At 64.2% G+C, this 22,122-nt stretch carries 19 protein-coding genes and 2 pseudogenes; 17 read left to right on the top strand and 4 right to left on the bottom strand.

Annotated elements, in window-relative coordinates:
- Positions 1-13 precede the first annotated feature (13 nt).
- On the bottom strand, positions 14-721 hold the full coding sequence (locus tag FCN77_RS27180; protein ID WP_254678707.1) for a transposase family protein: 708 nt from the start codon (positions 719-721) through the stop codon (positions 14-16).
- Positions 670-1,248, bottom strand: coding sequence for a hypothetical protein (locus FCN77_RS27175; RefSeq protein WP_254678706.1), 579 nt, complete (start codon positions 1,246-1,248; stop codon positions 670-672). Before FCN77_RS27175 ends, FCN77_RS27180 begins: the two co-directional genes overlap by 52 nt.
- Positions 1,249-1,445: 197 nt before the next feature.
- Between FCN77_RS27175 and FCN77_RS22985 the strand changes: the two genes are divergently transcribed.
- The 10 genes and pseudogenes from FCN77_RS22985 to FCN77_RS27170 form a co-directional block, all read left to right on the top strand.
- Positions 1,446-2,765, top strand: coding sequence for an ABC transporter substrate-binding protein (locus FCN77_RS22985; RefSeq protein ID WP_137324148.1), 1,320 nt, complete (start codon positions 1,446-1,448; stop codon positions 2,763-2,765).
- 69 nt (positions 2,766-2,834) lie between these two features.
- Entirely contained in the window at positions 2,835-3,710 is an 876-nt protein-coding gene (locus FCN77_RS22980; RefSeq protein WP_137324147.1) for a carbohydrate ABC transporter permease, read from the top strand.
- Position 3,711: 1 nt separating this feature from the next.
- On the top strand, positions 3,712-4,602 hold the full coding sequence (locus FCN77_RS22975) for a carbohydrate ABC transporter permease (RefSeq protein ID WP_137324146.1): 891 nt from the start codon (positions 3,712-3,714) through the stop codon (positions 4,600-4,602).
- Between the two features lie 2 nt (positions 4,603-4,604).
- Positions 4,605-5,564 carry a glycoside hydrolase family 43 protein gene (locus tag FCN77_RS22970; protein ID WP_137324145.1) on the top strand — a complete coding sequence of 320 codons (960 nt, stop codon included), beginning with the start codon at positions 4,605-4,607 and terminating at the stop codon, positions 5,562-5,564.
- A 74-nt stretch (positions 5,565-5,638) separates the two neighbouring features.
- Positions 5,639-7,552, top strand: coding sequence for a beta-L-arabinofuranosidase domain-containing protein (locus FCN77_RS22965; protein WP_137324144.1), 1,914 nt, complete (start codon positions 5,639-5,641; stop codon positions 7,550-7,552).
- Between the two features lie 172 nt (positions 7,553-7,724).
- Positions 7,725-7,988 carry a hypothetical protein gene (locus tag FCN77_RS22960; RefSeq protein ID WP_137324143.1) on the top strand — a complete coding sequence of 88 codons (264 nt, stop codon included), beginning with the start codon at positions 7,725-7,727 and terminating at the stop codon, positions 7,986-7,988.
- A gap of 6 nt (positions 7,989-7,994) precedes the next feature.
- Positions 7,995-8,459 (top strand): hypothetical protein, encoded by a 465-nt coding sequence (locus FCN77_RS22955; RefSeq protein ID WP_137324142.1) that lies wholly within the window; start codon positions 7,995-7,997, stop codon positions 8,457-8,459.
- 322 nt (positions 8,460-8,781) lie between these two features.
- Positions 8,782-9,801 (top strand): acetylxylan esterase, encoded by a 1,020-nt coding sequence (locus FCN77_RS22950; protein WP_137324141.1) that lies wholly within the window; start codon positions 8,782-8,784, stop codon positions 9,799-9,801.
- 72 nt (positions 9,802-9,873) lie between these two features.
- A pseudogene (locus FCN77_RS22945) lies at positions 9,874-10,552 on the top strand (Gfo/Idh/MocA family protein); the annotation flags it as partial.
- A gap of 38 nt (positions 10,553-10,590) precedes the next feature.
- Positions 10,591-10,688, top strand: a pseudogene (locus FCN77_RS27170) (sugar phosphate isomerase/epimerase); the annotation flags it as partial.
- Positions 10,689-10,701: 13 nt separating this feature from the next.
- On the opposite strand, the gene FCN77_RS22935 reads toward FCN77_RS27170, so the two are convergent.
- The gene (locus FCN77_RS22935; protein WP_137324140.1) at positions 10,702-11,670 is read right to left on the bottom strand and encodes an IS481 family transposase; all 969 of its coding nucleotides are present in this window, start codon (positions 11,668-11,670) and stop codon (positions 10,702-10,704) included.
- A 727-nt stretch (positions 11,671-12,397) separates the two neighbouring features.
- Here FCN77_RS22935 and FCN77_RS22930 point away from each other — a divergent pair.
- The gene (locus FCN77_RS22930; protein ID WP_137324139.1) at positions 12,398-12,979 is read left to right on the top strand and encodes a hypothetical protein; all 582 of its coding nucleotides are present in this window, start codon (positions 12,398-12,400) and stop codon (positions 12,977-12,979) included.
- Positions 12,980-13,234: 255 nt separating this feature from the next.
- Here the strand turns inward: FCN77_RS22930 and FCN77_RS22925 are convergent, their stop codons facing one another.
- Complete coding sequence (locus tag FCN77_RS22925) at positions 13,235-13,906, bottom strand: GntR family transcriptional regulator (protein ID WP_137324138.1); 672 nt, start codon at positions 13,904-13,906, stop codon at positions 13,235-13,237.
- A gap of 184 nt (positions 13,907-14,090) precedes the next feature.
- Between FCN77_RS22925 and glyA the strand changes: the two genes are divergently transcribed.
- The 6 genes from glyA to FCN77_RS22895 are packed head-to-tail and all read left to right on the top strand — an operon-like array spanning position 14,091 to position 22,122.
- The gene (gene glyA, locus FCN77_RS22920) at positions 14,091-15,461 is read left to right on the top strand and encodes a serine hydroxymethyltransferase (RefSeq protein ID WP_137324137.1); all 1,371 of its coding nucleotides are present in this window, start codon (positions 14,091-14,093) and stop codon (positions 15,459-15,461) included.
- Positions 15,458-16,678 carry a sarcosine oxidase subunit beta family protein gene (locus FCN77_RS22915; RefSeq protein WP_137324136.1) on the top strand — a complete coding sequence of 407 codons (1,221 nt, stop codon included), beginning with the start codon at positions 15,458-15,460 and terminating at the stop codon, positions 16,676-16,678. The genes glyA and FCN77_RS22915 overlap by 4 nt, the downstream gene beginning before the upstream one ends.
- 27 nt (positions 16,679-16,705) lie before the next feature.
- Entirely contained in the window at positions 16,706-17,137 is a 432-nt protein-coding gene (locus FCN77_RS22910; RefSeq protein ID WP_137324135.1) for a sarcosine oxidase subunit delta, read from the top strand.
- Positions 17,134-20,121: a 2Fe-2S iron-sulfur cluster-binding protein gene (locus tag FCN77_RS22905; protein ID WP_137324134.1), complete on the top strand. Its 2,988-nt coding sequence runs from the start codon at positions 17,134-17,136 to the stop codon at positions 20,119-20,121. Before FCN77_RS22910 ends, FCN77_RS22905 begins: the two co-directional genes overlap by 4 nt.
- Positions 20,114-20,749: a sarcosine oxidase subunit gamma gene (locus tag FCN77_RS22900; RefSeq protein WP_137324133.1), complete on the top strand. Its 636-nt coding sequence runs from the start codon at positions 20,114-20,116 to the stop codon at positions 20,747-20,749. The genes FCN77_RS22905 and FCN77_RS22900 overlap by 8 nt, the downstream gene beginning before the upstream one ends.
- On the top strand, positions 20,749-22,122 hold the full coding sequence (locus FCN77_RS22895; protein WP_137324132.1) for an L-serine ammonia-lyase: 1,374 nt from the start codon (positions 20,749-20,751) through the stop codon (positions 22,120-22,122). The genes FCN77_RS22900 and FCN77_RS22895 overlap by 1 nt, the downstream gene beginning before the upstream one ends.

Below are 22,122 nucleotides of genomic sequence, written 5' to 3'. Positions count from 1 at the left end.
GTAACGACTCACGTCAAGATGCTCGCGAAAGTGTTGTGCGTGCCTCAGCTATTTCTGCTCGCGTGGCTGATGCTTCCAGAGCCCGTGTTTTCGCTGCGGCAAGGGCGATCAGTTGGGTCTGGATGGCGGTGATGCCGCGGGTGAGGTCGGCCGGGTTGGTGGTCTCCATCAGGTCCGCGAGTTCAGCGGCTTTGGCTTCGGTGAGGGTCCCGGAGTCGATGACGCGGTGGTACGGGGTCCGGGGATTGTCGTAGATGCGGGTCTTCCTGCCGTGTTTGTTCGAGCGCCAGCCGATGGCCTTCGTCGTCGCGGTGAAGAGGTTCAGCCAGACCCGGACCAGAGCGTAAAGGGTGTTGAGGAGCTTCAGTTCCGCTGCGGTGTCGTAGCGGTAGTGGAAGGCGTGCCGGCGGACGACGTCGCCGTTTTTCTGCTCGACGTGGGCGTTGTCGTTGGACTTGTACGGCCGGGCACGGGTGAAGTAGATGTCCTTCTCGCCGGCCCATCTGATCAGGGCATGGTTGATGAATTCCCCGCCGTTGTCGGTGTCCAGGCCGACCAGGGGGAACGGCAGGCGCGCCACGACCTCGTCCATGGCGGCCAGCACCCATTTGTGTGCCCCGTTCCGGACCGCGACGTTCTCGGTCCAGCCGGTGAAGACGTCCGTGGCGGTCAGGGTCCTGGCGAATTCCCCGGCCAGGGTGGGGCCGCACTGGACGACCATGTCCGCCTCGATGAACCCCGGTGACTGTTCACGTTCGTCCCCGGCTTTGCGGACCGTGATCGAGTTCCGCAGCAGCGGCCCGGCCTTCGTCGCGGCCAGGCCCTGGGTCGGGCCGCGTCCCTGGTGGGCTTGAGGAGCCGGTCGATCGTAGCCCCGGAGACCTGCATCAGCTGCGCCCTGACAGCCGGTGTCAGCCTCTTCGCGTTGAGTTCCCCGAAGGCTTCAAGCTTGGGCAGCCACAGGTCCATGGTCGCTGCCAGGTATTTGCCCGATGGCATCCCGGCGAGCCGCCACACACCGATCAGGACCTTGAGGGTGTCATAGCCGTAGGTCCGTCCCCGGGGCTTCCGCACCACCGCTTTCGCCGGGCCTTTTCGTTTACGCGCGGTGGACAGTGCCCGGCGGGCGTTGGCTCGGGACCACCCCGTGACGGCGACCAGCTCGTCCAGAACCAAACCCTTGGCCGTCTTCGATGACTTCGCATAATCGGCCACGTATTTCTTCGTGATTTCCCTACGCGTTGCCATCGACAGGTCTATCCCTCATCGTCACCGCCGTGCCCGCAGCGGCCCGTGATTTCGCGAGCGTTTCTCAAATGAGGCATGCACCCCGTTTCGCGAGCACTATTGGTGAGTCTCGTCGCTGACTTGACAAACCCACTGGGTGTAGCAATCCTGTAGTTACGCGATTTGGAGCGCTACAAATTCTCAATGGAGAGGGCACAATGAAACACAGCACCGGAAAAGTTCGCAGGGGCGTCGATCCTGCGGACAGCACTAGAAATAGCCGTGGACGCCTCGTGGCCATCACGATGCTCGCGGTTGGCTCACTTCTTCTCGCGGGCTGTACGTCGACCGGCGCCGGCGGCGCCGGCGGCGCCGGCGACAAGACGGTCCTGAAGGTCTACGGCTGGAAGGGCGGAGACGCCGAGCCGGCGAACGTGAAGGAGATCAACGCCGCGTTCGAGAAGGCCAATCCCGACATCACGCTCGAGTACTCGTTCATCCCCTCCGCCGCATACCCCCAGCGGGTGCAGTCCGAGCTTCTTGCCGGAAACGCCGCCGACGTCATCATGACCGACTCGGCCAAGGTTCAGGACTGGGGATCTTCCGGATACCTCGAAGACCTGTCGTCGCAGCCGTGGGTGACCGGAGTGCGCAAGGAGCTCAAGCCCTTCGTTGAGAACGACGGCAAGACCTACTCGATGCCGATGGAGGTGATCGGCATCTCGCTGTTCGCCAACAACGCACTGCTTCAGAAGGCAGGAATCACGCAGAACCCGGCCACCTGGCCCGAGTTCGAGGCAGACCTTCAGAAGGCGAAAGACGCCGGAATCACGCCACTGTCTTTGCCCAACAAGGGTGGGTGGACGGGCGACGCGGCGATCAACGCCATTGCCGCGTCCCTCGTCTACAAAAACCAGCCGTCATTCGACTCAGACTTCGTTCAAGGAAAGGCGTCATTCTCTTCGTGGAAGTCGTCGCTGCAACAAATGATGGACCTGCAGTCGAAAGGGTTCATCGACTTCAAGAGCGAGCTCGGCGTTGATGAGTGGAGCACCGGCATCTCAGACTTCCAAGCTGGCAAGAGCGCGTTCTACTTGCAGGGTGCCTGGAACCAGTCGACGTTCACGAAGGCCGGACTGGACAACTCCTTCATTCCATGGCCGGCCACGGACAAGCCCGATTCAAACGCGAACCTGTTCGTCGGCACGATGCTCAGCGTCAATGCCAAGTCGAAGGTCAAGACGGCTGCAGAGAAGTACGTAGAGTTCTGGTCTGCGGGCAAGAACGCCTCGCTCTACCTGGAGGCCGAGAATGCAGTGTCGCCGTTCACCAACGGCGAGAACCCGTCGGGAGCCGCGACCAAGACCTTCGTTGCGGCGGTGAACGACGGAAGGTACCGCATCCTTCCTTCCAACACGTGGTTGAGTGCCGCGGGCGAGAAGACACTGCAAGAGCAGGTCCAGGCCCTCTGGCTGGGGCAGCAGAGCATCGATCAGACTGTCAAGAATCTCGACGAGAAGCTCAAGCCCACGAAGTGAACACCTGCGGCAGGGGCCGAGTCGCATCAAGCTCGGCCCCCGCCGTTCCGTTCAATTGAAGGAAACCTGATGATCCACCGCAAACCTCTCATAGCCGTCGCGTTCATGGCTCCGGCCCTGGCCATGTACCTCGTCCTCATTCTGTACCCGTTGGTGCAAGGGCTCGTTTTGAGCGCGACGGACAGCAAGATCGGCAATGCCGGCAACTTTGTCGGCGCGAAAAACTACGTCGCGCTGGGAAGCGACAGTGATGTCATGCGAGCACTGGGCATCACGCTTGCGTACGCCGCCGTAGTGGTTGTCGTGCAGAACGTGGTCGGTCTGGTCCTCGCCAGGGCCCTATATATGCGCCCGCGGATCCGCCAACTGGGCAGCACCCTCATTCTCGTTCCCACTCTCATGTCGGCCGTCATGGCCGCGTTCGTCTGGAACTCTCTTCTCGCGCCAGACGGAGCGATCAACTCCCTCTTGAGATCGCTCGGTTTGAGCACTCTCACGCACGTGTGGCTCGGCGATCCCTCGACGGCACTCTGGGCAATCGCGCTGGTTAACATATGGATGTTCTCGGGCTACTCAGCCGCCATCTTCTTGGCCGGATATATGAACCTGCCGGCCGAACTCATCGACGCGTCGAGCGTGGACGGAGCAGCAGGCTGGCGCCGATTCGTCTCGGTCGAGTGGCCGCTTCTCGCCCCGGCCACCACCGTGGCTGTCACCCTTTCCCTGCTCGGGTCCCTCAAAGTATTTGAGCTCCCCTTCGTGATGACGAACGGTGGACCAGCCGGTTCTACCACGACCCTGACAATGCTGATCTTCGCCAAGATCTTCGGGGGGCAGGGAAGCTTTGCCTATGGCGCTACCATCGCCTTCCTCCTTCTCGTTCTCGTCCTCCTCTTTGGCGGAATAACCCAATCCTTCCTTCGACGTCGCGAGGAGCGAATCTGAAATGGCCACCACAATCCAGACAACCCAGACGGCGTCCCGTGAGGAACGTCGAGCTGGCCGGCGACGACCACGACGCGGACCAGCAACGCTGATCGGCGACGTGATACTGGGCATCGCCGTCCTCCTGATATTTGCGCCGTTCGCCTACACGGTAGTGACGTCTCTGCGCCCCGCTTCGGACCTGGTCAAAGATCCGCTTGGCTGGCCCACGAACCTGACCATCACCAACATCACCGACGCGTATTCGAAGATGAACTACGCGCAGGGCTTGTTCAGCTCGACCATCGTCTTGGCTGGCGCATTGATCTTCACCATCGTTCTCGGATCACTTGCCGCGTACCCGCTTGCCCGTATCAGCCGGTCGTGGGCGACGTGGGTTTACCGCCTCTTCATCGCGGGCTCGACGGTCCCGATCTTCGTGTTGCTTGCCCCGCTGTACCTCTTGCTCCGAGACGCTGGCCTGCTGAACAGCTACGCGGGAGTCATTCTCACATACACGGCCATGAACCTTCCGGTCGCGATTTTCTTCTACACGTCTTTTTTCCGACAGATTCCGATAGAGCTCGAGGAAGCCGCGGCGATCGACGGATCGGGACCGATTCGCACCTTCTTTGTCGTGCTGTTCCCCCTCCTTCGGCCGGTCACGGCGACCCTTGCCACGTTCCTGACCCTGAGCGTCTGGAATGACCTGCTCGTGCCGCTGGTCTTCCTGCAGGATCCATCATTGAAAACGGTGATGGTGAACGCCTACTCCCTCGTTGGCAGCTACACGCTCGACCCGAGCCTGCTCTTTCCCGCCGCGTTGCTCGGCGTCGCGCCACTCCTCATCGTGTTCGCCTTCTTGCAGCGGCACGTCGTGAGCGGACTCACGATGGGTGCCGTGAAGTCGTAACTATGGCGCACAACAAGTCACAACAGGAAAGCTCACTCCACTCCACCTATCCACGCCACAACATGATCGATCGGTCCGAGTTGCGCATCCGTGACCCGTACATCGTGGAGCACGACGACCGCTACCTGCTCTTCGGTACGACAGATCCGAGCCCCTGGCAGGGGCCGGGAGTCGGGTTCGACCGGTACGAGAGCGATGATCTCGAGCGGTGGAGGGGACCATTTCCCGCCTTTCGCCCGGGTCCTGGATTCTGGGGCGAAACCCAGTTCTGGGCGCCGGAAGTGCATTCCTACAACGGTGCCTGGTTCATGTTTGCGACATTCGCCGACCACTCAGGCCGTCGCGGCACTCAGGTTCTGATCGGAACCGATCCAGACGGACTGTTCCAACCCTGGAGCGACGGACCCGTCACCCCACCGGAGTGGATGTGTCTTGACGGCACATTCTTCAAGGACCAGGCCGGCGCTCCATGGCTAATCTTCTGCCATGAATGGCTGCAGGCCGGGGAGGGCGCGATCTACGCGCAGCGTCTCAGTGACGACCTGCGTACCTCGACAGGCGCTCCGATCCTCCTATTCACTGCCTCGCAAGCGCCCTGGACACGACCCTTTCGCAATGAAGAAACGGGTTACGACGACGTCGCGTTCATCACCGATGGTCCCTTCGTGGTTCGCGACGACGCGGGGCTCGCACTCCTCTGGTCGAGCGGCGGCGAAGGAGGCTACTCAGTCGGCGTGGCCCGCAGCTCCACAGGTCTCATCACCGGACCATGGGTGCACCACCCTCAACCCCTCGTTGGGTCTGATGGCGGACATGCAATGCTGCTCACAACACGAAATGAACGCTTTCTGGTGTTTCACCAGCCCAATGAACTCACGCTTGAAAGGCTGACCATCAGACGCGTGGCTGAAACCAACGGGATCTATCTGATCCCAGCTGCTAATGCCGGCCATTCCAACTAAACAAAACGATCGCCTCGCTGGCCTGGCCCGCTGGCCTTCCTTAGTGTCCGTTCTTGCCCTGATCGGGAGATCCTATGAATTTGAAAAGTCAGGTTGGCTTCGTTGGTCCTCGCGATGCGGAACTACTCGAGGGTCCCGCACTGTCCAGAGCACAGATGAATCGCGAATACTTGATGAGTCTCACCGCTGAGAACTTACTTCGCCCCTATCTCCTTGAGGCGGGATTGTGGCGATACTCCGGTTCTGTAGGGACAACTATCGGAGAGACTGCAGCCGACGGCCCCGAAAATTGGCACTGGGGATGGGAATCGCCCACGAGTGATCTTCGCGGGCATACCCTCGGTCACTGGCTATCGGCCGCGGCTTACTTGTCAACACATGACGACGAGGTGCGTGCTAGAGCCAACCATATTGTCAACGAGCTGGTCAGATGCCAGGAGGCGAATGGCGGTCAGTGGGTGGCTGGGATTCCGCGCGGGTATATGGACCGGGTTGTCCAGGGCCACGAGGTGTGGGCGCCGCAATACACGGTTCACAAGATCCTCATGGGGCTTTGGGACATGTATGCGGTCGGTGGCAACGCCTCAGCGTTCACCCTGCTCACGCACTTCGCTGATTGGTTCGTGCAGTGGACGGATCACATGAGTCGCGACAAGCTTGACGATGTTCTAGACGTCGAGACGGGGGGGATGCTGGAGATCTGGGCGAATCTCTACGGCGAAACGGGCGAGAGTAAATACTCACTGCTGATGAGTCGCTACGACCGGCCACGGTTCTTTGATCGCCTGCTCGCCGGTGAGGACGTGTTGACCAACAGGCACGCCAATACACAGATCCCGGAAATACTAGGCGCTGCCCGAGCGTGGGAGGTCACTGGAGACCGCCGCTGGCGCGCCATCGTCGAAGCGTTTTGGTCTCAGGCCGTTAGTTCGCGTGGCACGTACTGTACGGGCGGGTCCACATCGGGAGAAGTCTGGCAGCCTGCGCAGAAAATACTTTCCCGTTTGCACCGCGTGCAGGAGCATTGCACGGTTTACAACATGATGCGTCTGGCGCAAATCTTGTACAGCTGGACGGGCGAAAAGACATACGCGGACTACTGGGAACGCAACCTGGTCAACGGAATTTTCGCACAGCAAAACCCGAAGACAGGCATGGTGGCGTACTTTCTTCCTCTCGCGCCCGGCAGTGAGAAACAATGGGGTTCACGCACCAACGACTTCTGGTGCTGCCACGGCACCCTCCTGCAAGCGCACTCTCAGCACGCGACGGCTGCCGTGCAGCGGGACGAAGACGGTCTTCGCATCAGCCAATACATACCCTCTGACACGCGTTGGGACGATGTCGCTGAGACGAGCGTCGCCATCCGGATTCAGCAGGATCCTCTCGCCGGAGTGGTATTCGGAGAAACCGGAACGCCGCGCGGTCTCAACGCCATCCAACGTCTGGTGCCGGATCTGCCGACCGAGCGCCCCGACCGAATGGTTTTCGATATCGAAGTGCGTCCAGACCAAACGGCGCGGTTCGGGTTGCGACTGCGGATACCGGATTGGGTGCATGCCCCATTTCGCGTGTATTGCAAGGGGGATGAGCTTGCGTACGTCGACGACGAGGGATGGGCTCTCGTCGATCGCGACTGGACTGCGGGTGATGTCGTGCGTATCGAATTTCCAATCCAGGTGCGGGCCGTCCCTGCCCCCGATAGCCCCACAGTGGTCTCCTTCGAAGACGGACCCTATGTTCTCGCTGGGCTCGTCGCACAGCGCGTACCCGTCGAGCGTGCACGCGGCGGGGACGGCGACGCGACCACGATTCTCGCACCAGATGAGAGCAGGACACACAACTGGTGGAATGCAGGCACGTATCGCACCATCCGCACCCCGGATATAAAATTCGTACCCCTAAGCGACATCATTGAAGGCGCCTACACCGTCTACTTTCCCGTGGAGTGCGGCGATGAGCAACCGACTCAAATAGCCGGGCGGTAGCCCGACCCGGAGCTTCGAGTGGTTCCGCAACCCAGACCTCTCTTTCCTCTAAACTCATGCTTGAACAGGCACTGGAGGCCCTCCTCGCGTCGGAATCTGCACCGATCGTTTTGCGACCGTGGGCGGCCACGACGATGAGGGCGACATTAAGCTGCACCGGAAAGGGAACGCCATGACACAGGAGATGACAATGCGTGAGCTCGCGATATACGAACTGGGTGACATGACAGCCCACTACTGGGTGGACGAGTCGGAGCAGGTAGGACTCGTGCTGTGTCCCGCATCGCTGCAGCCGGTCCCGGCGCGCACTGGAATCGGCGACGAGCCCTACATCGCCAATCAACCCGGCACCGACAACCCGCCCGCGCGCACAGTCGATCCCCTGGTGCATGCAGCGCTACGGGGCGATGCTGCGACAGATGGGTGGGCCCAATGACGCACGATGCGGTGGTCGCCCTCCACCGCCCGATTCCGCCTCGCCGATCACCTAGTTGAGCATCGCGGGGCCATCACCCGCGTTATCACCGCGTTTCGGTCGGCCGAAGGCATCAGCCTAGAGCACTCACTGACCCACCGGACGGGGGATCGCCACGTCACGGTGGAGGTGGCACTCGTCAACGATTCGTCGGCACCCGTCACCGTCGACGCTCTCACCTCCTTCAACCTGTCTGGAATCTCACCGTTCGATCCTTCCGACAGCCCGGAGCGACTCATCGATAGCGCAGCCACCGGCAGGCGGGTGCAGATCCGCGCACTACTGGAACGTTCCTACGAAGTGGCCGTCCGGGACGAGAAGCGGCAGGACGTGGCCGCCGTCCTCCACTCCTGGTCAAACGATGGCGCCTTCTCCGCTGCTGCCGTCCTCGGACCGGCTCATGGTACGGAAATGCCCAGCCCGATCCACTGATAACCTCTCCGCTGACCACGGCCGACAGTTCGCCCCACACTGTTGGGCAGGGAATTGATTGGATCAGCTTCCAACGGCCTGGTAGAGCCCGCAAGTTCCTGACTCCGTTACTTCGGTACTCGCAGACAGGCGCGTACCTCCAGAACGAGGAACGTAGTTGGCGAGACCCGGCATGGGTAGATAAAGCTACGCTGGGAACGCCAACATATCCCTTCAGGTACTGGCGGGTAACGCAACCGTGTTGGCCTCCATGCAAAGTAATCTCACCCAAGCCGTCTGCTAGCTAGGCCAACCCCTCCCGAAAACAACAGAAACGGACGCGATGCCACTCTTTGACCTCCCGTTGTCCCAGCTCCGCAGCTACATCTCCGATGTGACGATGCCGGACGACCTTCGCGAATTCTGGGATGCCACGATCAGGGATGCCAGAGCCTACCCCTTGAACGCCCGGTTTGAGCCCGTGGAGAACTACCTTTCTGTGATCGACACCTTTGACGTGACCTTCGCAGGGTACGGTGGGGAACCCATCAAGGGCTGGCTGCACCTCCCGGCCACTAGGGACTCAGGTTCCAGGCTGCCTGTGGTGGTCCAATACGTCGGCTACTCCGGCGGGCGGGGACTGGCGAACCAGGAAACAGGGTGGGCGCAGGCGGGGTACGCGCATTTCATCATGGACACCCGTGGCCAGGGCTACGGTTTTGCTCTGGGTGAGACTGCTGATCTCCATCCGTCGGCTGGCGGCGTAGGTTATGCCGGCTTCATGACCCGGGGCGTCGGCAGCCGCGAAGACTACTACTACCGGCGGGTGTACACGGATGCCTTCCGGGCAGTGGAGGCAGCACAATCCCACCCCGAGGTGGATCCGGCACGAGTCGTCCTCGCCGGTGGAAGTCAGGGCGGCGGCATTGTGGTAGCTGTCTCCGGGCTGGTAGCCGGCCGGCTCGACGGCGTCGTGGCCGCTTTGCCCGACGTCCCGTTCCTGCAGGACTTTACGCGCGCCATCGACATCACCCCGCGTGGCCCGTACCCGGAAATCGCCGCCTTCCTTGCCCGTCACCGGGACCGGTATGAGCAAGTAGTTGACGTCCTACGCTATTTCGACGGCGTCAACCTCGGACGATGGGCTACAGCGCCGACGCTGTACTCGGCAGCGCTAAGTGACGACATCTGCCCGCCTTCTACTGTCTTCGCCAGCTTCAACGCGTACGGCTCGGGCACTTCTGATGCGTCCGGTCCCGGCCCAACGAAGGAAATTGAGGTGTATAGGTTCAACAACCATGAAGGAGGGCAGGAACACCACTGGATAAAGCAGGTGCTTTTTCTCCGTAGGCTCCTAGCTTAACGCTCGGTTCTAGTCGCCCGAAAAGACAAACCAGCTACTGAATGGTTGTGCATTTGCGACCGAAACCTCGCAGGGGTCCCCAGCGGTTTCAGCTACCGCCGTACGCCTGCTTTGGCCCTGGCGAAAAGAACGGTGGAGGAGGGCCGTCTGGGCCAAATCCGCCATGTCCGCTCAGTACCTCCAGGACTGGCTCAGCGACGCGGACGCTCCCCTGACGTGGCGGCTGGATAAATCCAAGTCCGGCTCCGGTTCACTGGGTGACATCGGCGCGCACAGCATTGACGCCGCGCAGTGGATCACCGGACACAACATCACCGGCGTTTCGGCCCTTCTGGAGACGTTCGTGAAGGAACGAACTCCCATTGGCATCTTCGAAGCGACCCGGTTTGCCTTGGGCCGCAAGAATGCCGTGCGTTTGGAACTCAACGGCACCAAGGGTTCGATTGCCTTCGATTTCGAGGATATGAACTACCTGCAGTTCTACGATTCCGCGCTGGAACCGGACGCAGGCATCCGCAAGATCATGGTCACCGAGCCGTCCCACCCCTACGCCGGCAACTGGTGGCCCACCGGACACGGCCTTGGCTATGAGCACGGGTTCACGCATCAGGTGGTCGACCTCGTCACTGCCATCGGCGCAGGCGAGCAGCCCTCGCCGACATTCGCCGATGGTTTGCAGGTGCAAAAGGTGCTGGCCGCGGCAGAGGCCAGCGCAGAGAACGCAAGCCACTGGCAGAACGAAGCATTATGACCAGTCCCATCACCCTCTTCACCAGCCAGTGAGCCGATCTGCCGGTTGAGGAAGTGCCACGGCGTCGGGCTTTGACGGCTGGGAGATCGCCCGCTGGGGAGATCACCTGGATCCCCAGCGAGTGGTTGAAGACGACGCCAACGGGCGGCCTAGGTGTATTGACCTGAGAGGTTGGTGACGCGGCTGGCCGGTGGTTGACCTTTGAGTGAGGTGTGGCCTCGATGATGATTGTAGTGATGGAGCCAGTCCCCGAAACCGGCAACACGCTCGGCCTCTGATCTGTAAGGACGGGCGTAGGCCCATTCGTCGAGCATGGTGCGGTTGTAGCGTTCGACTTTGCCGTTGGTCTGGGGCCTGTAGGGGCGCGTGCGTTTGTGCTTGATCTGCGGGCCCAAGGCGTCTTTGAACGCGTAGGAGCGGTAGCAGGAACCGTTATCGGTCAAGACCCGTTTGACGGTGATCCCGCAGGACTCGAAATAGGCGTTGGCGCGTTCCCGGAATCCGGCTGCAGTTTCCTTTTTCTCATCGGTCAGGATCTCGGTGTAGGCGAGCCGGGAGTGGTCATCGACGGCGTTGTGCAAGAAAGCGTGACCCGGTCTCCTGTTGGCCGCGGCGCCGGTCTTGTTTCGGTTACCGGCGGCCCTGCCAACACTGCGGTGGCCGCCGCCGTCGGGGATGCGTCCGAGTTTCTTGATGTCGACGTGGACCAAGTCCCCCGGGCTGGGGTGTTCGTAGCGGCGGATCACCCGGCCCGTGGCACGGTCCAGCCACGACAGTCTGGCCAGCCCGAACCTGGACAGGACCCGGTGCACCGTGGAGGGGTGGATGCCCAGCTGATAGCCAATCCTCGCCGGCCCCCACCGGCGGTTGACCCTGATCGCAATGATCCGCCGCTCCCGTCGCATGGAGGTCCGACGCGGGGAGCTGATGGGCCGGCTGGAACGATCACCCATCCCGTGCTCACCGTGCTCCCGGTATCGGGCCGCCCACCGCGCCGCGGTCGTCACCGACACCTGGAACCGCTCAGCAGCACGGCGCAGCGGCCACCCATCATCGACGATGCACCGGGCCAGCCGGAGCCGCCCCTTCGGCGTCAGAAGCGCGTTAGCATGGGACATTGAAGACCTCCTTGTGGATCGGACTCTTAGACAAGCCCCACCCCACTCGGAGGTCTTCTTTTTGTCACCTAACCACGCCGCATGTTCCTAACCTCCGTGGTCAATACATCTAGCAGGCGGTGACCACAGGGCGCTGCCCGCGGTTGCAGGGCACGACGGGCGGTCGGCACCTTTTGGTGCGGGCCGCCGTTTGCGTTGCGCCCGGCCCACCGGCCTGTCCGGGCCGGCTGCTGTCCGTGGCGGAGCAAGTGTCCGGCGCGCCAACCCGTGCATTTCAGCACCGGATTCGAGTAGTGGGCGCCGTTCCGTCCGGACCGAGGCCATGCCACACTTGGTGGACTATCGATTGACTGGGGGGATCCACGTCAGGAGATCGTTATGGGCATTAGGATGCACCCCCGCACTTCGCGCTCCCGGTTGGCGGTGAGCAACTCATGATGATCGGCTGGGCCTACCTCACGGCGGCAATCATGACCGTGGACTCACTCCTGCTGGGACTGCTGCTGCTTAACATCAGGTGGCCCAAACGCTGGAAGAGGCACGGCTGACCCATAGGCCCGGCCGCCGTTGACCGGCCGCATGATCTCCCGGCCGGCATTCACAGCACTGTGACAGTTTCCGGACAGGCCCGCCATACCTTGGGGCGGCATCTTTGTGTGAAGGGCGGTGCAAACCAGCCGTTCTTCCGTAAAGAGCCGTTTCGTACGGCGGATCGAGGAGACATCAGATGTCACGCATGAAGAAAGTAACGCTTGGCCTGACGGCCGGCGCATTGGCGCTGGGTGCCGGACTGGGAGTCACGGGGATGGCATCGGCTGCCGAGACCCCAACCCCGAGTGTCAGTGCATCGGCGCAGGGCACCGGGTCCACCGACGGATCCACCTCCGGCTCGGCAACCACCGACAACGGAATGCGCGGCGGCCACAAAGGCGACCAACTGGCAGCCGACCTTGCCACGAAGCTTGGCGTGGACGAGGCCAAGGTGACCGAGGCCCTCCAGGCGTTCCGGGATGCCAACAAGCCCGCCGCTGCCCCGGCGGAGGGCACGGCACCGGCGGAAGGTGCCAAGCCGGACCGCGCCGCCATGGACGCGGCGATGGCCAAGTCCCTGGCGGCGTCGCTGGGCGTTGACGAAGCCAAGGTCACGGCTGCCCTGGCGGAAATCCGCACGGCTGAGCAGTCGGAGCGAGCGGCGGCACTCAAGACCAAGCTGGACAAGGCCGTTAGCGACGGCACCCTGAACCAGGCAGAGGCCGACGCCGTCACCAAGGCCGTGGAGAAGGGCGTGATCGGCGGAGGCGGACACTAGGAAGCAGGGCGTTTACACGGCGTAAACGCAACAGTCCCCCGGGTGCAGTTCATTCGCAGCCCGGGGGACTCTGCCTATTCCGGACGCTCTCTCACTTCCTGTCGCCTGAAGCGCAACGCTCTCTCACCTCCTGTCGCCTGAAGCGCAACGCTCTCTCACTTCCTGTCGCCTGAAACGAAACGCTCCCTCACCTGTGAGAGAGCGTTTCGACTTTGGTTGCGGAAAGTGAGAGAGCGTTTGCAGGGGGCGTCGCCCCTAGAGCACCTTCCGGATGGTCTGCTCGAAGCTCGTTACGTGGTGCAGGGCCAGCTCGGCCGCCTTGTCCGCGTCGCCGGCGGCCACCGCCCTGAGTAGCTCAACGTGCTCGGTGATGTGACCGCTCACCGACGGGACCTTGTCCAGGACCAGGCACCAGATGCGCGTGGCCAGGTTGTCATAGCGGATCAGGGTATCTTCCAGGTGCGGGTTGGCAGCCGCCCGATAAATCAGCCGGTGCACCGTCAGGTCGTAGCGCATCAGTTCACGGGACTCTGCGGGGCTAGGGGCCAGCTCCGCGATGGTCTTGGCGACATCCAGTAATTCGCGGCGCATTGCGGCGTTTGCCCGGGTGGCCGCGCGGCGGGCCGCCAGCGGTTCCAGCAGTTCCCGGATTTCCGAAACATCGGCCAGTTCCGTGAAGTCCACAGTGGTGGCAAAGGTTCCACGGCGCGGATAGGACACCACCAGGTGGTCCACTTCAAGCCGTTTGATCGCCTCGCGCACGGGCGTGCGGCCGAAGCCGAGCTCGGCGGCCAGCTGTCCGTCATTGAGCGGGTCGCCCGGCCGGATTTCCAGCATGATCAGCTTGTCGCGCAGCTGCCGATACGCGGCCTCCGCCTGGGAGGGGGCTTCGTCATCTGCCGGCGGCAGGGCTGGAAGTGCATTCACGGCGCGGCTCCGTTCTTCGCTGCTCGGTTGGTCACTGGTCGGATCGTAGTCGGTGTCCGAGTTCCAAGCGGAAGCTCAGTGCCACTTTACTTCCAGCTATTGACTCTGTTGTGATCCCAATCATACCATTGACCTCACACTGATATATCAGTCATAGCAATAGTGGTATTTCAAAGGAGCATCCGTGGTTGAGCAGTTGAACGAGCGACTTTCCGCAGTCGATCCCGAGGTCCAGCAGGCCATCGTGAATGAGCTGGGCCGGCAGCAGTCCACCTTGGAAATGATCGCCTCGGAGAATTTCGCCCCGTCGGCAGTCATGGAGGCACAGGGCTCGGTCCTGACCAACAAGTACGCCGAGGGCTACCCGGGCAAGCGCTACTACGGCGGCTGCGAGCACGTTGACGTGATCGAGCAGCTGGCCATCGACCGGGTGAAGGCCCTCTTTGGCGCCGAGTTCGCCAATGTCCAGCCGCACTCCGGCGCGCAGGCCAACGCCGCGGCAATGTTTGCGCTGCTGAACCCGGGCGACACCATAATGGGCCTGGACCTTGCACACGGCGGCCACCTCACCCACGGCATGCGGATCAACTTCTCCGGCAAGCTCTACAACGTGGTCCCGTACCACGTGCGCGAATCCGACCTCCGGATCGATATGGCCGAGGTCGAAGCGCTGGCCCTGCAGCACAAGCCAAAACTGATTGTGGCCGGCTGGTCCGCCTATTCCCGCCAGCTCGATTTCGCCGAGTTCCGCCGCATTGCCGACCTCGTGGGCGCCTACCTGATGGTGGACATGGCCCACTTCGCCGGCCTGGTGGCGGCAGGGCTGCACCCCAACCCGGTGCCGTACGCCGACGTCGTCACCACCACAACCCACAAGACGCTGGGAGGACCCCGCGGTGGCGTCATCCTCGCCAAGGAGGAGTACGCCCGCAAGATCAACAGCGCCGTGTTCCCCGGCCAGCAGGGCGGTCCGCTGGAGCATGTCATCGCCGCCAAGGCCGTGGCCTTCAAGCTGGCCGGAACCCCCGAATTCAAGGAACGCCAGGAGCGCGTCCTCGAGGGCGCCAAGCTGCTGGCCGAACGGCTCCTCCAGCCGGACGTTGCCGCCGCCGGCATTTCAGTGGTCAACGGCGGCACCGACGTACACCTGGTCCTCGTGGACCTCCGCAACTCGGAACTGGACGGGCAACAGGCCGAAGACGCCCTGCACCGGATCGGCATCACCGTCAACCGCAACGCCGTGCCGTTCGATCCCCGCCCGCCGATGGTGTCCTCCGGCCTCCGCATCGGCACCCCCGCCCTGGCCACCCGCGGCTTCGGCGCCGTGGAGTTCACCGAAGTCGCGGACATCATCGCGACGGCGCTCATCGCCTCCGCCGGAACTGGCACTGACGCAGGCGGCGAAACCGCCGGTGGACCGCTCAGCGAGGACACCGCCGTCGAACTCCGCTCCCGGGTCACCGCGCTCGCCGAACAGTTCCCCCTCTACCCGCACCTGTCCGGCGAAGCCGAGATTGCCACGTTTGAAACAGAAATGATTGGAGCAGCCCAGTGAACACGCAACAGCTCCCGGAACACCCGGACTTCCTCTGGCGCAACCCGGAGCCCAAGTCCTCCTATGACGCCGTAATCGTGGGCGGCGGCGGGCACGGCCTGGCCACGGCCTACTTCCTGGCCAAGAACCACGGGATGACCAACATCGCGGTCCTGGAAAAGGGCTGGCTGGCCGGCGGCAACATGGCCCGCAACACCACCATCATCCGTTCCAACTACCTCTGGGACGAGAGCGCGGCCATCTACGAACACGCGCTGAAGCTCTGGGAAATCCTGCCGGAAGAGCTCGAATACGATTTCCTGTTCAGCCAGCGCGGCGTCATGAACCTCGCCCACACCCTGGGCGATGTCCGCGAGAGCATCCGCCGCGTGGGAGCGAACAAGCTCAACGGCGTGGATGCGGAATGGCTGGAGCCGGACCAGGTCAAGGAACTCTGCCCCATCCTGAACATCAGCGACAACATCCGCTACCCCGTCATGGGCGCCACCTACCAGCCGCGCGCGGGCATCGCCAAGCATGACCATGTGGCGTGGGCCTTCGCCCGCAAATGTGACGAACTGGGCGTGGACATCATCCAGAACTGCGAGGTCACGGGCTTCGTCAAGGACGGCAACCGGGTGGTGGGCGTCAAGACCAACCGCGGCACCATCAACACCGAAAAGGTGGGCCTGTGCGCAGCCGGGCACAGCTCGGTCCTGGCCGAAATGGCCGGCTTCCGGCTCCCCATCCAGTCCCACCCCCTGCAGGCGCTGGTCTCCGAACTGCACGAACCGGTCCACCCCACCGTGGTGATGTCCAACCACGTGCACGTCTACGTCTCCCAGGCGCACAAGGGCGAACTGGTCATGGGCGCCGGCGTCGACTCCTACAACGGCTATGGCCAGCGCGGGTCCTTCCACGTGATCGAGCACCAGATGGCAGCCGCCGTCGAACTGTTCCCCATCTTTGCCCGGGCCCACGTGCTCCGGACCTGGGGCGGCATCGTGGACACCACACTGGATGCCTCGCCGATCGTGGGCACCACCCCGGTGGAGAACATGTTCGTCAACTGCGGCTGGGGGACCGGCGGGTTCAAGGGCACCCCGGCTGCGGGACTCACGTTCGCGCACACGATCGCCACGGGCACCCCGCACAAGCTGAACAAGCCGTTTGCGCTGGAACGCTTTGAAACCGGTGCCCTGATCGACGAACACGGCGCAGCCGCCGTCGCCCACTAGCCGCCGTCCCATAGAAAGAAGACGCACATGCTGCTTATCTCATGCCCCAACTGCGGCTCGCGCGACGAGACCGAGTTCCACTACGGCGGCCAGGCCCACGTGCCGTACCCGGAGAACCCGAACGACATGAACGACCGCGAATGGGCCGAGTTCCTGTTCTACCGCGACAACACCAAGGGCAGCTTCGCCGAACGCTGGCTCCACAGCACCGGCTGCCGCCAGTGGTTCAACATGCTCCGTGACACGGTCACCTACGACATCCAGGCCGTCTACCCGATGGGCACGCCCCGGCCTGCTGCGGCCGCGACCGCGGCCGAATCCGGCACTGCGAGCACGGCTGCTGACAGCACCACCACCGGCGAAGCCGCGCCCAGCACCTCCGCAACCAGCATCTCTCCAACCAGCACCGCCGCCAGCACCACCGCCAGCACCACCGCCCCGGAAGGAGCAACCAAGTGACTTCCCGGAACGCCCGCCTCTCCGCCGGCGGACGCATCGACCGCAGCATCTCCTGGCGTTTCACCGTGGACGGCGAGGAATTCACTGGCCACCCCGGCGACACGCTGGCCTCGGCCCTGCTCGCCAACGGCCGGATTGCCGCCGGCAACTCGCTCTACGAGGACCGCCCCCGCGGCATCATGTCCGCCGGGGTGGAGGAAGCCAACGCGATGGTCCGGATCGAAGCGCGGTTCCCGGGCCACGTGTCCGAATCCATGCTCCCCGCCACCACCGTCACCCTGGTGGACGGCCTGAAGGCGGACCTGCTCAACGGACTGGGCCGCCTGGACCCCGAGGAAGACCGTGCCGAGTACGACAAGAAGTTCGTGCACACGGACGTCCTGATCATCGGCGGCGGCCCCGCCGGCCTGGCCGCGGCCCGCGAGGCCGTCCGCACCGGTGCCCGTGTGATGCTGCTCGATGACCAGCCCGAACTGGGCGGGACGCTCCTGTCCGGATCGACCGCCCCCGGCCTGGCCGAGGCCATCGAAGGCAAGCCGGCCCTGGAATGGGTGGCGGACGTGGAAGCCGAACTCGTCTCGGCCGCCGAATGCACCGTCCTGAACCGCACCACGGCCTTCGGCGCCTACGATGCCAACTACGTCGTGGCAGTCCAGAACCGCACCGACCACCTTTCCAGCCCGGCCGCCCCGGGCGTGTCCCGCCAGCGTATTTGGCACATCCGTGCCAACCAGGTGGTCCTGGCTCCCGGCGCCCACGAACGGCCGCTGGTGTTCGAGAACAACGACCGCCCCGGAATCATGCTCGCCTCGGCCGTCCGCAGCTACCTCAACCGCTACGCCGTCGCCGCCGGGAAGCGCGTCGTCATCAGCACCACCAACGACAGTGCCTATGCCCTGGCCTCGGACCTGCGTGCATCCGGCGTCAAGGTCGCGGCCGTCGTCGACGCCCGCCCCGGCCTCACCCCGGTGGCTGCCGCCGCCGTCGAATCCGGGACACGGGTGCTGATCGGCAGCGCCGTGGCCAACACCGCCTCTACCGAGTCCGACACGGCCGCCGGAACAATCACCGCTTCTTCCGAGTCCGGCGACGGCCGGCTGAACGCCGTCACCGTCCGCAGCATCAACGACGACGGCGAACTCACCTCCGGCGTCGAAGAGATCGCCTGCGACCTGCTGGCAGTCTCCGGCGGCTGGAGCCCATTGGTGCACCTGCACTCGCAGCGGCAGGGCAAGCTCCGCTGGGACGAGGACCTGGCAGCGTTCGTGCCGAGCACCGTGGTCCCCAACCAGCAGATTGTCGGCTCCGGCCGCGGCAGCTTCGAACTCGGGGACTGCCTCGCCGAAGGTATCTCCGCCGGAGCCTCGGCGGCCATCGCGGCCGGCTTCAGCTCCGATGTAGAGCCGTCCGTCCTCGGCGAGCCGAAAGCCTCCGGTCCCACCCGCCAGCTGTGGCTGGTGCCGGGTCAGGCCGGCACCCCGGACGACTGGCACCACCACTTCGTCGACTTCCAGCGGGACCAGTCCGTGGCCGATGTCCTCCGTTCCACCGGGGCCGGCATGCGGTCCGTCGAACACATCAAGCGCTACACCTCCATCAGCACCGCCAACGACCAGGGCAAGACGTCCGGCGTCAACGCGATCGGCGTTATCGCCGCGGCCCTCCGGCAGGCCGGCGAAGCCTCCCGGGGCATCGGCGACATCGGCACCACCACCTACCGGGCGCCGTTCACCCCCGTGGCCTTCGCGGCACTCGCCGGACGCCAGCGCGGCGAACTGTTCGACCCCGCCCGCGTCACGTCGATCCACCCGTGGCACGTGGCACAGGGCGCACTGTTCGAGGACGTCGGGCAGTGGAAGCGCCCCTGGTACTACCCGCAGGACGGGGAGGACATGGACACCGCCGTGCTGCGCGAGTGCGCCGCCGTCCGCGAGTCCGTGGGCTTCATGGACGCCACTACGCTCGGCAAGATCGAAATCCGGGGCAAGGACGCCGGTGAGTTCCTGAACCGGATCTACACCAACGCGTTCAAGAAGCTCGCGCCGGGGTCCGCCCGCTACGGCGTCATGTGCATGGCGGACGGCATGATTTTCGACGACGGCGTGACCCTTCGCCTCGACGAGGACCGGTTCTTCATGACCACCACCACCGGCGGCGCCGCGAAGGTGCTGGACTGGCTTGAGGAATGGCTGCAGACCGAATGGCCGGAACTGGACGTGCACTGCACGTCGGTGACCGAACAGTGGAGCACCATTGCCGTCGTCGGGCCCAAATCCCGCGCGGTGATCGCCAAGGTGGCACCGGAACTCGCCGCCGGCGGCGGGCTGGAGGCGGACGCCTTCCCGTTCATGACCTTCCGCGAAACCACCCTCGCCTCCGGCGTGCAGGCGCGGATCTGCCGGATCTCGTTCTCCGGCGAACTGGCCTACGAGATCAACGTGCCGTCCTGGTACGGGCTGAACACCTGGGAAGCCGTGGCCGCCGCAGGCGCCGAATTCAACATCACCCCGTACGGCACCGAAACGATGCACGTGCTCCGGGCCGAGAAGGGCTACCCGATCGTCGGGCAGGACACCGACGGCACCGTCACCCCGCAGGATGCCGGGATGGAATGGGTGGTCTCGAAGGCCAAGGAGTTCATCGGCAAGCGTTCCTACGCCCGGGCCGACGCCCAGCGCCAGGACCGCAAGCACCTGGTCAGCGTGCTTCCCGTGGACGGGACGCTGCGGCTGCCGGAAGGCACCCAGCTGGTGGAAAAGGGGATCACCACGAACCCCGCCTACGGACCCGTCCCGATGCAGGGCTTCGTCACCTCGAGCTACCACAGCGCCGCGCTCGGCAGGTCGTTCGCACTGGCGCTGATCAAAAACGGACGCAACCGCATCGGCGAGACCCTCGTGGCCGCCGCCGGCGACCAGCTGGTTGATGTTGTTGTCGCCGAAACCGTACTTTTTGACCGCGAAGGGACCCGTAAAGATGGCTAACACCGCAGCACTCACAGGCATCAATGGACTCCGGGAAATCCGCCGCAGCCCGGCCTCACACCTGGCCGCAGCACTGGACGCCGGCTCCATAGCAGGGAAGGTGGTCCTCAAGGAGGGCCCGTTCCAGACCATGGCCGGCGTCCGCGTTGACCCCGGCTCGGAGGAAGGCGCCCGGATCGCGTCCGTCGCCGGCGGCCTGCCGGCCCGCTGCGGCGAGGTAAGCGGCACGGAGGGCCTCAGCGTCCTCTGGCTGGGCCCGTCAGAGTTCCTTGTTGTGGCCCCGGAAGAGGCCCACGACTCCCTGGGCGGCGACCTCATCGGCTCGCTCACGGCCGCCCTCGGCGACGCCCCGGGCCAGGTAGTGGACCTCTCCGCCAACCGGACCACCTTCGAGCTCTCCGGCCCGCGCGCCCGGGCAGTGCTGGAGAAGGGCTGCGCCCTTGACCTGCACCCCCGCAGCTTCACCCCGGGGACCGCCCTGACCACGGAGGTGGGCAACATCCCGGTCACCCTGCTGAAGACCGGCGAGGACAGCTTCCGGCTGTTCCCGCGGGCCTCGTTCGCGGACTTCCTGGGCCGCTGGCTCCTGGACGCCATGAGGGAGTTCGCTTCCCCCGAGGTGCCCTGATGGCGCTCAGCGCCCTGGACCTGTTCTCCGTTGGCATCGGGCCGTCGTCGTCACACACGGTCGGCCCGATGCGGGCTGCGAAGCTGTTCGCCGACGGGCTCAAAGGCGACGGCCACCTGAGCGCAACCACACGCGTCCAGGCCGAACTCTTCGGATCGCTCGGCGCCACCGGCCGCGGCCACGGCTCCGACAAGGCCGTGGTGCTGGGCCTGCAGGGCCTGGACCCGGAAACGGTGGACACCTCCACCGCAGACGACCAGGTGGCCGCGGCAGCCCTCGACGCCGAACTCCGGATCGGCGGGGACCACCGGGTGGACTTCAACTGGGACGAGGACGTGGTGCTGCACCGCCGCAAGTCCCTGCCCGCCCACCCCAACGGCATGACCTTCCGGGCGCTGGACCACACGGGCGCCGTGCTCAGCGAACGGAGCTTCTATTCCGTTGGGGGTGGCTTCGTTGTTGACGGCGATGCCGACGGCGGCGACCAGGTGGTGGCCGATGACACCCCGCTGCCGTACCCGTTCACCTCGGCCAACGAACTCCTGGAGATCTGCCGCCGCGAAGGGATGTCCATCTCCGACGTGATGCTCGCCAACGAACTCGTGTGGCGCAGCGAAGCGGAGCTCCGCGAGAAGCTGCTGGGCCTCTGGGCCGTCATGCGCGAATGCGTGGACAACGGCTGCGCCGCGGAAGGAATCCTTCCCGGCGGGCTGAACGTCAGGCGGCGGGCGCCGTCGTTATTCCAGACCCTGACGGCGGACACCGGCGTCACCGACCCGCTCCGGGCCATGGAGTGGGTGAACCTCTTCGCCCTGGCCGTCAACGAGGAAAACGCCGCCGGCGGGCGCATCGTCACAGCCCCCACCAACGGCGCGGCCGGCATTGTGCCAGCGGTCCTGCACTACTACGTCAAGTTTGTTCCGGGAGCCGACGACGACGGTGTGGTCCGCTTCCTGCTAGCGGCGGCCGCCGTCGGGATTCTCTTCAAGATCAACGCCTCCATCTCGGGCGCGGAAGTGGGCTGCCAGGGTGAGGTGGGCTCGGCCTGCTCCATGGCTGCCGCCGGGCTGTGCGAGGTGCTGGGCGGCACCCCCGAACAGGTGGAGAACGCCGCCGAAGTTGGGATTGAGCACAACCTCGGCCTGACCTGCGACCCCGTGGGCGGCCTGGTGCAGATTCCCTGCATCGAACGGAACGCGATCGCCAGCGTCAAGGCCATCAACGCCGCGAGGCTGGCTCTCCACGGGGACGGCAGCCACAAGGTGTCGCTGGACAAAGCCATCAAAACCATGCGTGAGACAGGAGCGGACATGAAAACCAAATACAAGGAGACCTCCCGCGGGGGCCTCGCCGTGAATGTGATCGAGTGCTGA

This window comes from Arthrobacter sp. 24S4-2 (assembly GCF_005280255.1).
In the GTDB taxonomy this organism is placed as follows: Bacteria; Actinomycetota; Actinomycetes; order Actinomycetales; family Micrococcaceae; genus Arthrobacter.
This window is presented reverse-complemented; position numbering and strand designations above follow the sequence as displayed.